Source organism: Streptomyces sp. NPDC058221 (genome assembly GCF_042882365.1).
In the GTDB taxonomy this organism is placed as follows: Bacteria; Actinomycetota; Actinomycetes; order Streptomycetales; family Streptomycetaceae; genus Streptomyces.
This window is the reverse complement of the sequence record NZ_JBHVWF010000172.1, coordinates 1-15,322: the sequence shown is the minus strand read 5'-3', so window position 1 is coordinate 15,322 and position 15,322 is coordinate 1. Positions and strand designations below refer to the sequence as shown.

At 70.7% G+C, this 15,322-nt stretch carries 15 protein-coding genes; 11 read left to right on the top strand and 4 right to left on the bottom strand.

The window, feature by feature from the left end; all coding sequences use genetic code 11:
• Positions 1-258 precede the first annotated feature (258 nt).
• Complete coding sequence (locus ACFVW8_RS34185; RefSeq protein WP_389697023.1) at positions 259-684, bottom strand: ATP-binding protein; 426 nt, start codon at positions 682-684, stop codon at positions 259-261.
• A 163-nt stretch (positions 685-847) separates the two neighbouring features.
• On the opposite strand from ACFVW8_RS34185, the gene ACFVW8_RS34180 reads away from it, so the two are divergent.
• From ACFVW8_RS34180 to ACFVW8_RS34150, 7 genes are all read left to right on the top strand, one after another.
• Entirely contained in the window at positions 848-1,726 is an 879-nt protein-coding gene (locus ACFVW8_RS34180; protein WP_389697021.1) for a helix-turn-helix domain-containing protein, read from the top strand.
• Complete coding sequence (locus ACFVW8_RS34175; RefSeq protein ID WP_389697019.1) at positions 1,723-1,932, top strand: DUF397 domain-containing protein; 210 nt, start codon at positions 1,723-1,725, stop codon at positions 1,930-1,932. The genes ACFVW8_RS34180 and ACFVW8_RS34175 overlap by 4 nt, the downstream gene beginning before the upstream one ends.
• 7 nt (positions 1,933-1,939) lie before the next feature.
• Positions 1,940-2,137: a DUF397 domain-containing protein gene (locus ACFVW8_RS34170; RefSeq protein WP_389697017.1), complete on the top strand. Its 198-nt coding sequence runs from the start codon at positions 1,940-1,942 to the stop codon at positions 2,135-2,137.
• Positions 2,138-2,144: 7 nt separating this feature from the next.
• Positions 2,145-2,600: a hypothetical protein gene (locus tag ACFVW8_RS34165; protein ID WP_389697015.1), complete on the top strand. Its 456-nt coding sequence runs from the start codon at positions 2,145-2,147 to the stop codon at positions 2,598-2,600.
• Between the two features lie 194 nt (positions 2,601-2,794).
• Entirely contained in the window at positions 2,795-3,787 is a 993-nt protein-coding gene (locus ACFVW8_RS34160; protein WP_389697013.1) for a hypothetical protein, read from the top strand.
• 88 nt (positions 3,788-3,875) lie between these two features.
• Positions 3,876-5,975 (top strand): ATP-binding protein, encoded by a 2,100-nt coding sequence (locus ACFVW8_RS34155; protein WP_389697011.1) that lies wholly within the window; start codon positions 3,876-3,878, stop codon positions 5,973-5,975.
• A 5-nt stretch (positions 5,976-5,980) separates the two neighbouring features.
• Entirely contained in the window at positions 5,981-7,612 is a 1,632-nt protein-coding gene (locus ACFVW8_RS34150) for an ABC transporter substrate-binding protein (RefSeq protein WP_389697009.1), read from the top strand.
• A gap of 37 nt (positions 7,613-7,649) precedes the next feature.
• On the opposite strand, the gene ACFVW8_RS34145 is transcribed toward ACFVW8_RS34150, so the two are convergent.
• Positions 7,650-8,804: an MFS transporter gene (locus tag ACFVW8_RS34145; RefSeq protein ID WP_389697025.1), complete on the bottom strand. Its 1,155-nt coding sequence runs from the start codon at positions 8,802-8,804 to the stop codon at positions 7,650-7,652.
• Between the two features lie 158 nt (positions 8,805-8,962).
• Here ACFVW8_RS34145 and ACFVW8_RS34140 point away from each other — a divergent pair, with 158 nt between their 5' ends.
• Both ACFVW8_RS34140 and ACFVW8_RS34135 read left to right on the top strand, forming a co-directional pair.
• A complete protein-coding gene (locus ACFVW8_RS34140) occupies positions 8,963-9,448 on the top strand; it encodes a hypothetical protein (protein WP_389697007.1) in 486 nt (161 codons plus the stop codon).
• Entirely contained in the window at positions 9,445-10,251 is an 807-nt protein-coding gene (locus ACFVW8_RS34135) for a class I SAM-dependent methyltransferase (RefSeq protein ID WP_389697005.1), read from the top strand. The genes ACFVW8_RS34140 and ACFVW8_RS34135 overlap by 4 nt, the downstream gene beginning before the upstream one ends.
• A 323-nt stretch (positions 10,252-10,574) precedes the next feature.
• Here ACFVW8_RS34135 and ACFVW8_RS34130 read toward each other — a convergent pair whose 3' ends face one another.
• A complete protein-coding gene (locus tag ACFVW8_RS34130; RefSeq protein ID WP_389697003.1) occupies positions 10,575-11,882 on the bottom strand; it encodes an LCP family protein in 1,308 nt (435 codons plus the stop codon).
• Between the two features lie 119 nt (positions 11,883-12,001).
• Between ACFVW8_RS34130 and ACFVW8_RS34125 the strand changes: the two genes are divergently transcribed.
• Complete coding sequence (locus tag ACFVW8_RS34125; protein WP_389697001.1) at positions 12,002-12,550, top strand: acyl-CoA thioesterase; 549 nt, start codon at positions 12,002-12,004, stop codon at positions 12,548-12,550.
• A 33-nt stretch (positions 12,551-12,583) separates the two neighbouring features.
• Here ACFVW8_RS34125 and ACFVW8_RS34120 read toward each other — a convergent pair whose 3' ends face one another.
• Positions 12,584-13,948: an LCP family protein gene (locus ACFVW8_RS34120; RefSeq protein WP_389696999.1), complete on the bottom strand. Its 1,365-nt coding sequence runs from the start codon at positions 13,946-13,948 to the stop codon at positions 12,584-12,586.
• A gap of 279 nt (positions 13,949-14,227) precedes the next feature.
• Between ACFVW8_RS34120 and ACFVW8_RS34115 the strand changes: the two genes are divergently transcribed.
• On the top strand, positions 14,228-15,268 hold the full coding sequence (locus ACFVW8_RS34115; RefSeq protein ID WP_389696998.1) for a glycosyltransferase family 2 protein: 1,041 nt from the start codon (positions 14,228-14,230) through the stop codon (positions 15,266-15,268).
• Positions 15,269-15,322 lie beyond the last annotated feature (54 nt).

The following is a 15,322-nucleotide window of genomic DNA, read 5'->3' as shown; positions in this document are numbered from 1 at the left end:
GGGGCCGTCTCGTGTCTGTGGTTGTCGCGGCGAGCATATGCCAGCCAACCCGTCCCAAATCCAGCTGAGTTGCCATTTGTCACCCGCGCGAGTGATGAGCGTCCGGACGGGGGGTGGGGTGGGTTTGGTTGGGTTATTTCCCTTGGTTCTTTAAAAGCCTTTAGACGTCGTGGGCCGCCGCGTCGTGGCTGACCGGGTCGTGGCCGCGTAAGTCGTGGGCGTCTACGACCCGGTGGAATCGGGCACGGTCCGAGGCGGTCACGGTACGAGGCTGAGCTCCGCCCAGACCGTTTTGCGCGGGACCGGGCCAGGAATGATTCCCCAGCGGTCGGCGAGGGCCTCGACGATGAGGAGGCCGCGTCCGCTGTCGGCGTCGCTCTCCGGGGCGGACGGGACGGGCAGGCGGTCACCCCGGGTGTCGGTCACCTCGACCCGCAGCCGTGTGTCCCCGTGGACGGTGAGGCTCAGCCGGAAGTCACGTCCCTGCACCCGCCCGTGCGTGGCGGCGTTGGCGGCCAGCTCCGCGACGATGTGCGCGGCCGACTCCGAAGGCAGGCCCCAGAGGTCGAGATGGGCCACGACGAGGAGGCGCGCGAGCCGGGCGCCCCGGCGGGTGGGCGAGAGCAGCACGGTGAACGTGCGCTCGGCAGTGGGGTGTTGGGGGGTGGCGGTTTGTTGGTTCACATCACTCAGCGTGGCCGCGCCTGCGTACCGTGCACAGTGACTGAGCCGTTGCGTACGGTGATTGTCCGGGGCTTGTCCGGCGCTGTCCCGGCTGTCCGGAGTGACGTGCGGGGAACAGACGCGGTTGAGGAAGAACGGCACGCACGTCGGAAGTGGGGCACGGATGAGTGTGGACGGGGTCGGTGCGGAGAACGGTGACGGCGGGGCGGACGAGCCCGGTTGGGACGTCGATCCCGATGACGAGTCGGGGGCCGCGGTGGTCGCGGCGGTGGGCCGCCAGATCAGGGCCTGGCGGGAGGCGGCCGGGATGCGGGCCGCCGAGTTCGGGGCCGCGATCGGGTACGGCGAGGACCTGGTCTACAAGGTGGAGGGCGGGCGACGCATCCCTCGGCCGGAGTTCCTGGACAGAGCGGACGAGGTGGCGGGTGCGGGCGGCAAGATCGCCGCGATGAAGCAGGACGTGGCGGAGGTCCGGTACCCGAAGAAGGTGCGGGATCTGGCGAGGATGGAGGCCAAGGCCGTTGAGGTGGAGGCCTATCACCACCACAACATCAACGGGCTCCTCCAGACCGAGGGTCATATGCGAGCCCTGTTCGCGTCGTGGCTGCCGGCGTACACGCTGGACGAGATCGAGCGCGTGGTGGCAGCTCGCATGGCCCGGCGGTCCGTCTTCGACCGTGACCCGATCCCGTCGCTCAGCTTCGTACAGGAGGAAGTAACGCTGCGCCGCCCTGTCGGGGGCACAATGGTGTGGCGACGACAGCTGGAACACCTGCTGGAAGTAGGGCGGTTGCGCAATGTGTCGATTCAGGTGATGCCAACCCATCGTGAGGAACACCCCGGCACGGGTGGGCTGATCGAGGTGCTGAAATTCCCCGACGGCAGCGCGGTAGGGCGTTCGGAGGGCGCGTTCAGCGGCCGTCCGGTCTCCGAGTCAAAGCAGCTCAGGATCCTTGAGTTGCGCTATGGGATGATCCGGGCCCAAGCCCTTTCGCCAAGGGAGTCGCTGGTTTTCATCGAGCAATTGCTGGGAGAGTCATGACCGACAAGCCCACTGCTGGGGATGCCGCTGAGCTGGCATGGTTCAAGAGCAGCTACAGCAGCAGCGGTGACGGCAACGACTGTGTCGAGGTCGCAGCCACCCCCGGCGCAGTCCGCGTCCGCGACTCCAAGAACCCGCCGGGCCCCATGCTCGCCTTCGGGCCGCAGGCATGGGCAGGCTTCACGTCGTACGTGGCAGGAGGCTGAACCCGACATGGTCGACAGGTCGGCTTGGTCCAAGAGCAGCCATAGCGACAGCAGTAACGGCAGCGAGTGTGTCGAGGTCGCAATCACCCCCGCCTCGGTCCACGTCCGCGACTCCAAGAACACGCGCGGCCCCAGGCTCTCCTTCGAGCTCCGAGCCTGGTCGGACTTCACGAATTCCACGTCGGCCTTCGTCCCTGAGGCATGATCGATGCATGGGACACCCACACCTTCCGAGCACCGAGGCCGCAGTCACCGCAGTCCGTGAGGTCGCGCGCGCCCACAACCTGGAGATGACCGTCACCGACGACATCGGTGCGGACCAGACGTCCCGCCGCACGTCGGCGGGCGCCTTCGCGGTGCTCGACGCGGACGGGTCGCTCCCGCACGAGGCGTTCATCGAGCTGGGCGGTGCACCCGCCGTCACCGTCCAGGTGTTTCCCGAGGACGACGCGAAGATCACCGTCGACGGAGTGGCGTTCGCGGACATCCCCCGCGACTCCGTGCCCGCGTTCCTCCGCTCGGTGTACGGGGGCCTGGCCTACGTGAAGGGGAGGCTCTTCCCGCCGGGCCGGTGGTTCGTCGTCCCGCTGCCCGGCGACGAGACGTACAAGGAGCTTGTCCCGCGCGCCATACTCAGCCCCTGGCTCGCCCGCAGCATCCGCAGCTAGCGCGCGGTGCTCCGCTCGACGCACCGGGCCGTGTGCGGACCTTGCCCACGGCCCGGCGGCCGGTGAATCACCAAATCCGGTTGATTGAAACCAAGTTGACGCGCATTCTCATGGACCGAAGCTGATTAGGGGAATGAAGCTGGGGTAGGTGCGGCAGCTGAGCCGTTGGAGACAAGTTGAACAGGACCCCGTCTGTGTCAGATCCCATACCGGCGTTACCCGGCCACGACGTCCTCGATGCGTACGTCGACAGGTACGGCCCCCGCCTTCTGCTGTGGGTCTGGGACAGGGCCGAGGGTGGGCTGCACCGGCACGTCTCCTGCGCGGGGTTCGGCTCGCTCCAGAGCATCCCCATGAGCGTGGTCAGACGTCTCGTCGACCATCTGCGCGCCGAGGAGCTGATCGAGACCGTCGACGGTCAGGGGCCGACGACCGGGGCTCCCGTGGTCACGCTGCTGGCAGCCGGGGCGGAGCGGGCCCGCCGGCTCCAGGCGCTGCGTGCGAATGCCGCCGAGCGGACACGCCATGCCGCGCGAGCCGTACTGCACTGGATCCATGCCAACACGCACCGGCAGCCGTTGCGGATCAGTGGCTTCCTCGATTCGCCGGACGTCTTCTTCCTCGGCGACAGCCTCTCCCGGAGCGAGGTCGCACGAGCGCTCACCTATCTCGCCGACGAGGAACTGATCACCTGCGAGGGACCGCCGTTCCACCATGACGTCGGCTCACACGTGGCACTCACCTCGCAGGGCGTGGCAGTCGTGCTCGCCGGGGTCACGGATGTCGGTGCGTATGTGGCACAGCAGCGTGAGTACCGGCGGCCCACCCAGCACACCCACATAGAGGCCGGGACGATAGAGAACATCACGCAGGGCGACTCCGACCACAGCGTGCACACCTCCACCTCCATCGAGATGCACACCGCTCTGCCACCCGCCGATCTCGCCAGGCTCATCACGGAGTTGGCACCGGCACTCGATCTCGATCCGGAGTCGCTCGCGGCCCTGCTGCGGAGCGCGAACTCGCTCGCGGGCGGCGGTGTCCCCGACGACGAGCCGCCCCCGGACCGGCAACGCGGTCTGATGGAACGGATCCGGGGCTTCCTCGCCTCCGCCCCCGACACGGTCGGCCGGCAGCTCCTCATGGACGCGGTCGGCCAGGCACTGGCCAGGATGCTCGGCGGCTGACGCCTCGCGGCCGGGCCGCGAGCGCGGCGGACACGCGGACCGAGGTCCGCACAGGACGGAGCAGTACGGCGGAACGGGGGGATGGGCGATGCAGTCGCCTTTGTACGCACGGGATCCGATCCTGCGAGGGCTGGTTCCACGGCTGGTGGGCATGGCGCCCGACCGGCGGGAACTGGTGCCTCAGGAGCACCGGGACGACCTTCCCGTGACGCTGCTCTCCGGGGCTCACGGAATGGGCAGGACCGCGGTCCTCGACGCCCTGGACGCGTTCTACCGAGGGCGGATCCCGCTCGGCAGGGTCGACGCCGCTCGGGTCGAACAGGCACACCGGTCAGGACCCGCGGCGGCCAACACGTCCGCGGTGGTCGAGATGCTGGAGCAACTGGCCTGTGGGCTCGCGCCCGCCGTGCCGGGAGCCGTGCGGCTCCGCTTCTCCCGTCTGCTGCCGGGGCTGTTCGCCGTATCCAGCTGGCACCGCGGTGACGAGGAGCAGCAGGCGCTGGCCCGTGACCGGATCGCACGCCTGCTCGTCGCCTGCGGCCTGACGAAGGGCGCGGGGGGCACCGAGGGGGACGGCACCGACTGGACGTACGACGTCAGTGAGCGCCTCGCTGACCCGGACCGGCGGCAGCACGATCTGGCCCCTGTCACCGAGGCGGTCGTCCAGCAGTACTTCGGGCGGCACACCCGCACCCGTGCCGAGAAGGCGGTTCAGCAGTGGTACCGGGACCGCTCCAGCGGCTCCGACGACGGCGAGGCCGCCCTGATCCGGCTGAGCCTGCGCTTCCACCAGGGCGGTGACTTCCAGGACGCCGTCGAGCGCACCCTGACCGCGGCCTTCCTCGAAGACGTCGCCGACGCCTACGGGCGGTGGCAGCGTGTGAACCGGGCACCCAGGCCGCTGGTCCTGCTGGACAACGCGCACACCGCGGCCGGGCGGCGTTTCGTCGGCCTGCTGCTCGACCACCGGTCCACGTCCGGATCCGGCGTCCAGGACCCCCTGGTCGTCGTGGCGACCAGGCTGGGCGGCGGCGCGTCCCTCTACCCGGACGCCACGACGCGGGAACTGCCCGAGCTCACCCACGCGTCCGGCTGGGAACGCACCGTCGCGTCCTCACCGTCGGCCGGAATGCTCACGGTTCCGCTGCCCCCACTGGGCCGAGCGGACCTGCTGCTGATGCTCGACGCGGCCCAGGGGCCGCTGCCCCGCCATCTTCCGTCCGCCCTGTACTCCCTCACCCGTGGGCATCCGCAGGGCAGCCGCCTGCTGTGCGAGGCGGTCGTCCGCGCCGGGGACGGCGTCGACCCCGAGGCTCTGCTCGACCTGCCGGTCGGGGAGGGCCGGCCGGTCGGCGAGGTACTGCTGGAGCGGCTCGTGCCCCAGCCCCAGCTGCGCGCCCATCTGGCACCGCTCGCCCTGGCACGCGACCGGGCCGCCGCACAGGTCCTGACCACAGCGGCCGTACTCGCCGACGGCGGACTCCCCGGTGCCGGGCTTCCCACAGCGGCCCGGTATCTGGTGGAGGAGCACTGGACCGACGGCGGGCAGGACGCGGCGGGCGGGGACGGGCCCGGTGCGGAGCCAGGATTCGTGGCCGACCCGTTCCTGCGGGCCCTGCTGGTCCACGAGGCCCGCCGGACCTGCGCCGCGGCCGAGCCGGGACGGCGCTGGGCCGACCTGCACGGCCTCCTGCGGCAGCATCACGAGGAGCGCGGAGCCGGGCACGAGCCGGACGTCCTGCGGCACGAGCTCGCCGTCGGGGACGCGGAACCGGTGGTGAGCAGGCTGACGGAGTACTTCGGGAGCTGGCCGGCCGACCGCTGGCTCGACGCCCTGCCCCATGTCGCCTCGGCCCCGCACCCTCCCCTGGCGGAGTGGACCGACCACCGTGCCGAGATCGCCCGGGGCGCCCGCGACCACCTGTACGAGGAGGCCGACGACATACACCGGTCCGTCAACCGGCTGCTGCACGCTCTCTGGTACCTGTCCGAGACGTACGCGGAACCGATGGACGACCTGTGCGAGGACATCGGATCCGAGCTGGCTTTTCTGTCGATGCGTCATCCGTCGGGCCGCGTGGTGCTCAACGAGGCGGCACGTTCCTGGCCGGCCGCCGTACGGGAGCGGAGGCCCTGCCCGACGTACGGACCTGACTACGGACGCGGCCCTCTCCGCGGCGAGGAGTGAGAACTGTGCTGGACCGATTCAGAAACCGGGCCCTGGGCCCGGCCGACAAGGTCATAGTCCTGGCCGTGGGCGTCATCCTGCTCGCGGCAGCCGCCTTCGCCGTCGTACGGATGCTGCCGGAGAAGTGCGGTGACGGCTTCGAGGAGGCGGCGAAGGAGTGCGTCGGCGTCACCGCGGGTGTCCTGGACGGTGATCCCGAACTCGACGGCCTGATACGGGCGGTGGCGAAGGAGAACGCCCGCGTCGAGAAGGGCTGGAAGGACCCGGAGAACGGCGAGGCGCGCATCCCCTACGTGCGTGTCGCCCTGATGATGCCGTTCGACACGGACGCCGCCAGCGCCATGAGCACGGCGCAGATCGCCCGTGCCCTGGCGGGTGCCTATGTGGCACAGCTCCGGGCGAACGCACAGGCCGGACCCCGCTACCAGCTGCTGCTGGCCAACGACGGGAAGGACCTCGACCACTGGCAGCCCGTCGTCGACCGGCTCGCGCCGATGGTCGCCGACAAGGAAGCGCCGCTGGTCGGCGTGTTTGGCATGCCCAACAGCACCCCGGACACGCTCGCAGCGGCCGAGGCCCTGTCCAAGCAACGGATTCCGACGGTGGGCCCCATCATCACGTCGACCACGATGGAGGCCGGCTACCTCTTCAAGACCTCACCGTCGAACGACCTCCTGGCGCAGGCGCTGGGTGCGTACCTGGAGAAGCATCCGGGGGGCGGCACCGGCTTCCTGGTCTTCGACCGGCGGGAGAAGGACAGCTACTCCACCGACCTGAGGGACGTCTTCCTCAAGCACTTCGGAAAGAAGTACGGACTGAAGCAGCGCCAGGCTTCCTACCTGGGACTCATCGGTGACGACAAAGGCGTCCCCCAGCGCTTCGCGGACGTGGCCCGGAGCATCTGCCTGACCAAGGCGGACACGGTCTTCTTCGCGGGCCGCGACCACGACCTGCCCCATCTGGTGAACCAGCTGGCGAGCGAAGCCTCCTGCAGCGAGTCCCCGCCGACCCGCATCCTCAAGGTGGGGATCGGCATGGACCCCGAGTCGACCGGTACGGAGATCACCACACACCTGCGTGACTCCCGGATCACCCTCGTCGGCGCGGCCTCCGTCGACACCCTGTCCTGGAAGAACGCCGCGCAGCTCCCGGCCGGGCCCCGGGGCTTCATGGAGTACTTCGAGAAGCTTCGCAAGGCCATGCCGGCGGACGCCCCGGCATGGGGTGCGAAGCCCCTGGACGACGGCTATGCCGTCATGTACCACGACGCCTTCACCATGCTCGCCCAGGCCACCGACCGGGCCTATGACGACCTCAACGGCGAAGGGGGAGACGCGAAGGGGGAGGACCGGCAGAGCAAGCCCGGAGCCGGTGACCTGCCGAGCCACGACGACGTGTACAACACCGTCGTCAACATGAACATTCTGGGCACCGACGCCGGTGCGAAATGCGTCAACTGCGTGCACGGAGCCAGCGGCACCTTCGGTTTCGACGACTCCCCGGACACCCGGAAGTGGGCCGTCTGCAAGCCCGTGCCCGTCATCGAGTACCCGGCCGCACCCGCCGCCGGCAAGGGCAGGAAGGCGGACCGGGTCTTCCGCAGCTACGAGGACAACTTCGGGGGCTCCTGCCCCTGAGGGGCTGTCGGGTGACGACAGGCCCCAGGGCCGCTCGTCACCCGTGCCTCGCGTCCTCGCGCGGGCGGGGCATGACGGAACGGCCGCCCCCGGGCAGCAGCCGTTCGCCCAGCAGGACCGCGCAGCCCGCGACGGTCAGCAGGCCGCCCATGAGGAACGTGCCGCGGACGCCGGAGTGCGACAGGACCAGTCCGCCGAGCGCGGCGCCCGACGCGATCCCGGCGTTGTAGGCACCGGAGTTGGCCGCGAGAGCCATGTCCGTGCGGCCGGGGGCGCAGTGCAGCATCTCGTTCTGGGTGGCCATGAACACCGGCCCGAGCGCACCGCCCATCAGGGCGAGGAACACCACCGCCGCGACCGGATCGCCTCCGGCCGCGTACAGGCCGAGCATGCCCACCGCCTGAACCGCGAGAGCGGAGGCCAGTACGGACTGCGGGAAGCGGTCCAGCAGCGCTCCGGTGACGGTCACCCCGGCCAGGCAGGCGACGCCGAAAGCCACCAGCAGGGCGTTGACCGTGCTCCCGGAGAACCCGCTGACGTCACCCAGGAACTTCACGATGTACGTGTAGCCGGCGAACGCGCCGGTGGCGGAGAGCGTCCCGGCGGCCAGTACGGTGCCGAAGCGGCGGGCTTCGGGGCGGGTGCCGTACGCGGCGTGCCCCTCCTCCGGGCGGGAGGTCGGCAGCAGGACGGCGATCGTCACGAGGGAGACGAACCCCAGGGCCGCCACCCCCACGATCGGTACCGGCCAGCCGCTCTGCCGGCCCAGCCAGGTCCCGGCGGGCACGCCGAGGACGAGGGCGGCCGAACCGGCGACGGACAGGGCCCCGACCACCCGACCACGGATCGCGGGCCGGAACAGGCCCACCGCGACCGGCCCCATCACCGCCCAGAACAGGGCCTGGGCGAGAGCCGTCAGCAGGCGGGCCGCGAGCAGTAGCCAGTAGGACTCGGCCGTCGCCGCGGCCAGGCTGGACACGACGAGTGCGGTCAGCAGGGCCGTGAGCACGTAACGCCGGGGCATCGTCCGCGTGAAGTGCGCCAGTGGCAAGGACGCGACGGCGACCGTGATGCCGTAACCGGTGACCAGGTAGCCGACCGACGGCAGGGACACGTGCAGCCCGTCGGCGATGAGTTCGAGGAGACCGATCGGCAGGTTCTCGGCAGTGTTGAAGGCGAACGCGGCCAGCATCAGGGCGGCGAGCACCGCCGGGCCTCTCTGCCTCCTGGCGAGCTCGACGATCACTCGAACAGTGTGACAGAGGGGGCGAACGCGGTCCGGCCCGAACGTAAGACCCGGAGCGGGAGAGGTTCCGCCGTGCCGGGGGCGGTGGCGTACCTTCCCTATCCATGACGGACATCGACGAGCTGCCCGAGCTGACCGGCCTGTTCGAGGCGTTGGGGGCCGACGACGCGGCGGGCTGGGCCGAGTCGGAGGCCGAGGAGAACATTCCCCAGCTGGCCCGGTACCGGTTCCTGCGCATGGTCTGGCAGGACATCGACGCCTGGAGTGCGGCGGCGCCCGACTGGGTCGAGGCCTATCGGAAGGACGGGCCGGCGGGCGGAGCCGTGGAACGGGCGCTGCGGCTCGGGCTGACCGCGGGCGAACTGGGCGAGATAGCCCGGGAGATCGCGAAGGAGACCGCGTTCGGTCTGCTCCACGGACTGGCCGATCCGGCGGACGGCGATCTCCCGCCCGAGACCGAGGCGCGGCTGCCCGGCTGGTGCCTGGCCGAACTGTCGCCCGAGGGACGGCCCACGGGACGGATCCTGGGCGCGCTCCACGAGGACCTGGACGAAGTGGAGCCGCAAGGCCCGACCGGAGGTGCCGAGTGACCGCGTTCGACGTGAGTGAGCGACGGATCTGGGACGGGCGGGCCGAGAGCTACGCCCGGACCTACGCCCGCCTCTGCGCCCATACGGTGCCCGCCCTGCTCGACGCCGCCGCCGTTGCGCGCGGGACGCGGCTGCTGGACGTGGGCTGCGGGAGCGGCAGCGTGACGGTCGCCGCCGCCGAACGGGGAGCGGTCGTACGGGCCGTGGACGCCGAACCCGGCATGGTCGCCGCCACCCGCCGGGCGGCACCGGGTGTGGAGGCCCGCACCGGTTCGCTGCCCCAGCTCCCCTACCCCGACGGCGAGTTCGACGCGGTCGCGGCGAACTTCGTGCTGAACCACGTGGGCCGGCCGCTGGACGCGCTCGTCGAACTGCGCCGGATCACCCGGCCGGGCGGCCGGGTCGCCGTCACCATCTGGCAGGTGCCCCCAGGCTCCGGCCAGACGCTGATCGGAAGGGCCGCGGAGGCGGCCGGACTGGTCAGGCCCGCCTGGCTGGCCACCGTCGACGAGGAACACAACTTCCCGCGCACCCCGGACGGTCTGCGGGCGCTGCTGACGGCGGCCGGACTCGGGGACGTACGGAGCGAATCCCTCTCCTGGGACCACCGCACGGACGCGGAGAACTGGTGGGCCGGCCCGGCGGCCGGGGTCGCGGCGATCGGGCAGCTGGTGAACAGCCGTGGCCCGGAGGGGGTGGCGGCGGCGAAGCGGGAGTACGACGTGCTGTGCGCGGAATTCGCCTCGGGGGACGGTGACCTGGCCCTGCCGCACGTGGCTCTGCTGGCCCAGGGGAGGGTGTAGCGCCCGCTGCCCCTTTCAGACCCGGTCCTGTCCCTTCCAGGCCCGGCTCTGTCCCTTTCAGACCCGGTCCTGTCCCCTTCGGGCCCGGGCCCGTCCCAACACGTCCGGGCGACCCTTTCAAGCCCGTCCGGCGATTGAGGACGAAGCGGTCACCGGACGCAACCCGCACCCTTCCGCACCGGCCACCACGTCACCGGTTCCGTCCTCAAACGCCGGACGGGCTGGGGGCGATGGCACCGGGCGACCCTCTTAAGCCCGTCCGGACGGGCTGGGGCGGGCCGCACCGGCCGGCTGGGCGCAGGCCTCCTCGGCCGGTGTCCGCCTCAGTCGCTCGAGACCGTGACCTTCTCGTCGTTGTTGAGCTGCTCGACCAGCTGCTTGACCTTGGCCTTGTCCCAGACCAGGTTGCCGCCCGTGGAGCCGGAGATCGGCATGTTCATCGACGTGCCCTCGCCGCCCGTGACGCCCTTCATGGCGAAGAACATCTGGCCCAGGTCCCAGAGGGACATGTCCTTGTCGACGACGAGGGTGTCCAGGCCGGCGCCCATCGTCGGGTACAGCTTGAACGGGTTGAGGATCGTCGACGCGGCCGCCGTCTGGCTCGCCAGTGCCGCGAGGAACTTCTGCTGGTTCTTCGTACGCTCCAGGTCGCTGGCGGCGAAGGCGTGCCGGGTGCGGACGAAGGCGAGGGACTCCTCGCCGTTCAGCGTCTGCTTGCCCGCCGGGAAGTCGGCGCCGGAGTTCTTGTCCTTGAACGCCTTCGGGATGTCGAGCTCGACCCCGCCGATCGCGTCCACGATCTGGGCGAAGCCGCCGAAGCCGATCTCGACGTAGTGGTCGATGTGCAGGCCGGTGTTGAACTCGACAGTACGGACGAGCAGTTCGGGCCCGTCCTCGGCGTACGCGGCGTTCAGCTTGGTCGTGCGGCCCTTGCCCTCGTACTTCTTGCCGGACTCGGAGCCGACGAACGACGGGATCTCGACGTTCGAGTCACGCGGCAGCGAGACCAGCGTCGGGCCGTCGCCGCCGTCGTGCAGGATCATCATCGAGTCGGTCCGCTTGCCCTCGGCGGAGCCGGTGTGCAGCTTCTTCTTGTCCTCGGCGGTCATGCCCTCGCGGCTGTCCGAACCGACGATCAGGTAGTTCGTGCCGTCGCCGCTCTTCGGCCGCTCGATGACCTTGGAGAGGTCGACATCGCGCTTCAGCTTGGAGTCGGCCCAGAAGTACGTGCCGATCGAGACGGCGAGCACCACGACCACGAGGGTCAGTGCGCCGATCTTGATCCGGCGGCGCCAGTTCGGCGCGGCCGCCGGACGGCCCTGGACGTATCCGCCGTCACCGGGCCCGCCGCCCTGGCCGCCACCGCGGCCGCCGTCGCCGTAGACCTGGCCCGTGTTGTAACCGCTGTCGTACTGCGGGTCACCACTGTCGTAACCGCCGGGCTGCTGCGGCACCTGCGGCTGTCTCGGAGGCGCGGGGCGCCGACGGGGCGGGGCGGGCTGCTGGGACGGGACGGGGCGCTGGACATGCGGCATCGAGCGGGCGCCCTCGGGCCGGCCGCTCGCGCTGCCCTGCCCGTAGCGGTCGCCGCTGCGGTTGTCGTCGGTCCAACCCTCGGGCCAATCGTTCATGCGACCCAGTGTGCAGGCCCGGGCCACTGCTATTACAGGGTGTGAGGGAAATCGGACCAGGGCTGTTGCGAAGCTGATGCATTGCGACGGGCCCGAAGCCCCCGCATAAGGTGGAGGGCATGACAGATCAGGCCCCGCGCCCGGAGGGCGATATTCCGGGCAAGCCGACCGCGGCGTCCCGGACCACCCTCAGCCACATCATGACCGGCAGCGACACGAATCTGCTGGGCACGGTGCACGGTGGCGTGATCATGAAGCTGGTCGACGACGCGGCCGGCGCGGTGGCCGGGCGGCACTCGGGCGGCCCCGCGGTGACGGCCTCGATGGACGAGATGGTCTTCCTGGAGCCGGTCCGCGTGGGTGACCTTGTTCACGTCCGCGCCCAGGTGAACTGGACCGGCCGCTCCTCGATGGAGGTCGGCGTCCGCGTCATGGCCGAGCGGTGGAACGAGTCGACCCCGGCCTCGCAGGTCGGCAGCGCGTACCTGGTCTTCGCGGCGGTCGACGCGGACGGCAAGCCGCGCGCCGTGCCGCCCGTGATCCCCGAGACGGAGCGCGACAACCGGCGCTACCAGGAGGCGCAGATCCGCCGTACGCACCGGCTGGCCCGACGCCGCGCGATCAGGGAACTGCGCGAGAAGCGCGTCGCCGACGGCATCGAGGACTGAGGTACGGGCCCGGCGGCTGTTACGTACGGGCGCTCACGGGCAGACCACCTCGTCGCCCGTGACCGCCCCGAACCTGCCCGGCTCCGGCTCCTCGGCCCGGACCCGCTCCACCTTGGAGTAGTCCGCGCCCGCGGTCACCTTCATCGTGGCGCCCTGGCCCTTGACCGCCTTCAGCTCCGCCCCCGGCAGCGCCGCCGCCAGGGACTTCGCGGACCGGTCCCAGCGCGGGTCGTACGTGACCAGGGTGTGCTTGAGGTCGCGCTGCGACGCGGTGAGCGGGGCACGGGTGGTGTCGAATCCCGTGGCGTGCAGCGCCGTGTCGACCGTGGAGCCGAGCCCGTCCTTCGGGGTCCCGTTGTAGACCTGGACCCGGATCTGCTTCGGCGGCACGTCCACCTTCGTCGCCGGCGCCTGCTTGGGCCGCTTCACCGTGAGCGGTTTGTCCTCGCGCAGCGCCTGGAACAGCTGCTTCGACTTCTTCGGGTCCCATTTCACCGTCGAGCCGATGCCCTTGACCTGGTACGCGACATTGCCCAGCGGCACCGAGGTGAATTCGGACGAGGCGGCGGTGAAGCCCCGCATCGCCTGGCCGAGGTCGAGCATCTGCTGGGTACCGAACCCCTTGTCCGCCCGTACCGACTTCAGCATCGTCGAGGCGACCTCGCGGAACTTCACCGGATTCAGCAGCACCCCGCTGCTGGTCGCCTGGTTGATCAGCGAGGCCATGAACTTCTGCTGGCGCTGCATCCGGCCCAGGTCGGCGGCCCCGTCGATGTGCCGGGAGCGCACGTACTGGAGCGCCTGGCCGCCGTCCAGCTCATGGGTGCCCGCCGCGAGGTCCAGTCCGGTGTAGGAGTCCTTCATCGGCCGGGTGGTGCAGATCTTCACCCCGCCCAGGGTGTCCACCGTCGTCATGAAGCTGGTGAAGTCGACCTCCAGGTAGTGGTCGACCTTGACGCCCGTCATGTGCTCGACGGTCCGCACGGTCAGATTGGGCCCGCCCTCGGCGTACGCGGCGTTCAGCTTCACCGGATGGGCCGCGTGCTCCTTGCCGGTGGTCTGGTCCCGGTGCTCGGGGATCTCGGCGTAGCTGTCGCGCGGCAGGCTGACGATGCTGGCGCGCTCCTTGTCCGCCGACAGGTGCACCAGCATGATCGTGTCGGTGCAGTGGCAGGGCGCACCGCCCAGCCGGTACTTCGCCTTCTCCGCCTTGGTGATCTTGTCGCGGCCGTCGGTGCCGACCAGTAGCAGATTCATGCCGTGACCGCCCGCGGGCCGGTTCTTCATGTCCTTGAACGGGTCGATCCGGTCGATGCCGGTCTCCAGGTTGGTCACGACGGCGTGCCCGATGCCACCCGCACCGAGGACCAGCACGGAGAGACCGGTCGCCATCCGCATGCCCCAGCGCGGTCTCTCGTCCTGCTTTCTGGGCGGCCTGCGCTGCGGGGGAGCGGCGCGGGGCCGAGGCGGACGGGGGGAGCGGTGCGGCGTGGGCACGGGGGGACACCTCCGCGGTGCAAGGGGGACCTGTCGCACGGTAGGCCCATACGATCTGCATCCCGGCCCGTGACCCGGCGGCGCGCGCCGGTGTCCCCCATTCGCGGTAACGTGGCGGCCGAATGACACCGCCTGGTGGGGTTCGATCCCCCGGCGCCCCCGAGGACCCCCGAGGACCACATGTCTGCCGCGCAGCACCCCGCCGTCTCCGTGATCATGCCGGTGCTCGATGAGGAGCGCCATCTCAGGAACTCCGTCCGGCACATCCTGGAGCAGGAGTACGACGGCGAGATGGAGGTGGTGATCGCGCTCGGCCCGTCCACGGACCGTACGGACGAGATCGCCGCGGAACTGGTCGCGGAGGACCCCCGGGTCCACACCGTGCCGAACCCCACGGGCCGTACCCCCGCCGCGCTCAACGCCGCGATCAAGGCCTCCCGGCACCCCGTCGTGGTGCGCGTCGACGGTCACGGCATGCTGTCGCCGAACTACATCGCGACCGCCGTCCGGCTCCTGGAGGAGACCGGCGCGCAGAACGTCGGCGGCATCATGCAGGCCGAGGGCGAGAACGCCTGGGAGGACGCCGTCGCCGCGGCCATGACGTCGAAGATCGGCGTCGGCAACGCGGCCTTCCACACCGGTGGGCAGGCGGGACCGGCCGAGACCGTGTTCCTGGGTGTCTTCCGCCGCGAGGCCCTGGAGAAGGCCGACGGGTACAACATCGAGTTCATCCGCGCCCAGGACTGGGAGCTGAACTTCCGCATCCGTGAGGCCGGCGGCCTGATCTGGTTCTCGCCCGAGCTGCGGGTGCAGTACCGCCCCCGCCCCTCCGTGCGGGCGCTCGCCAAGCAGTACAAGGACTACGGCCGCTGGCGGCACGTCGTCGCCCGCTACCACTCCGGCTCGATCAACCTGCGCTACCTGGCACCGCCCACCGCCGTCGTCGCCATCGCGGCCGGCCTCGTGGCCGGCGCCGCCCTCACCCCGTGGGCGCTGGTCGTCCCCGCCGGTTACGCCGCGGCCATCGTCGCCGGATCGCTGCCGGCCGGCAGGGGACTGCCGCTGAAGGCGCGGGCGCAGATCCCGGTGGCACTGGCGACCATGCACATGTCGTGGGGGTACGGCTTCCTGACCAGCCCGCGTTCGCTCGCGAAGAAGGTCATCGCGAGCCGCCGCCCGGCGATCAGCGAGGAGCCGGGCACGGGCGCACCGGTGATCTGACCGGCAGGCTGCACAGCACGAAGAGGGAGGGGGAGGGCCGGTGCGAACCGGCCC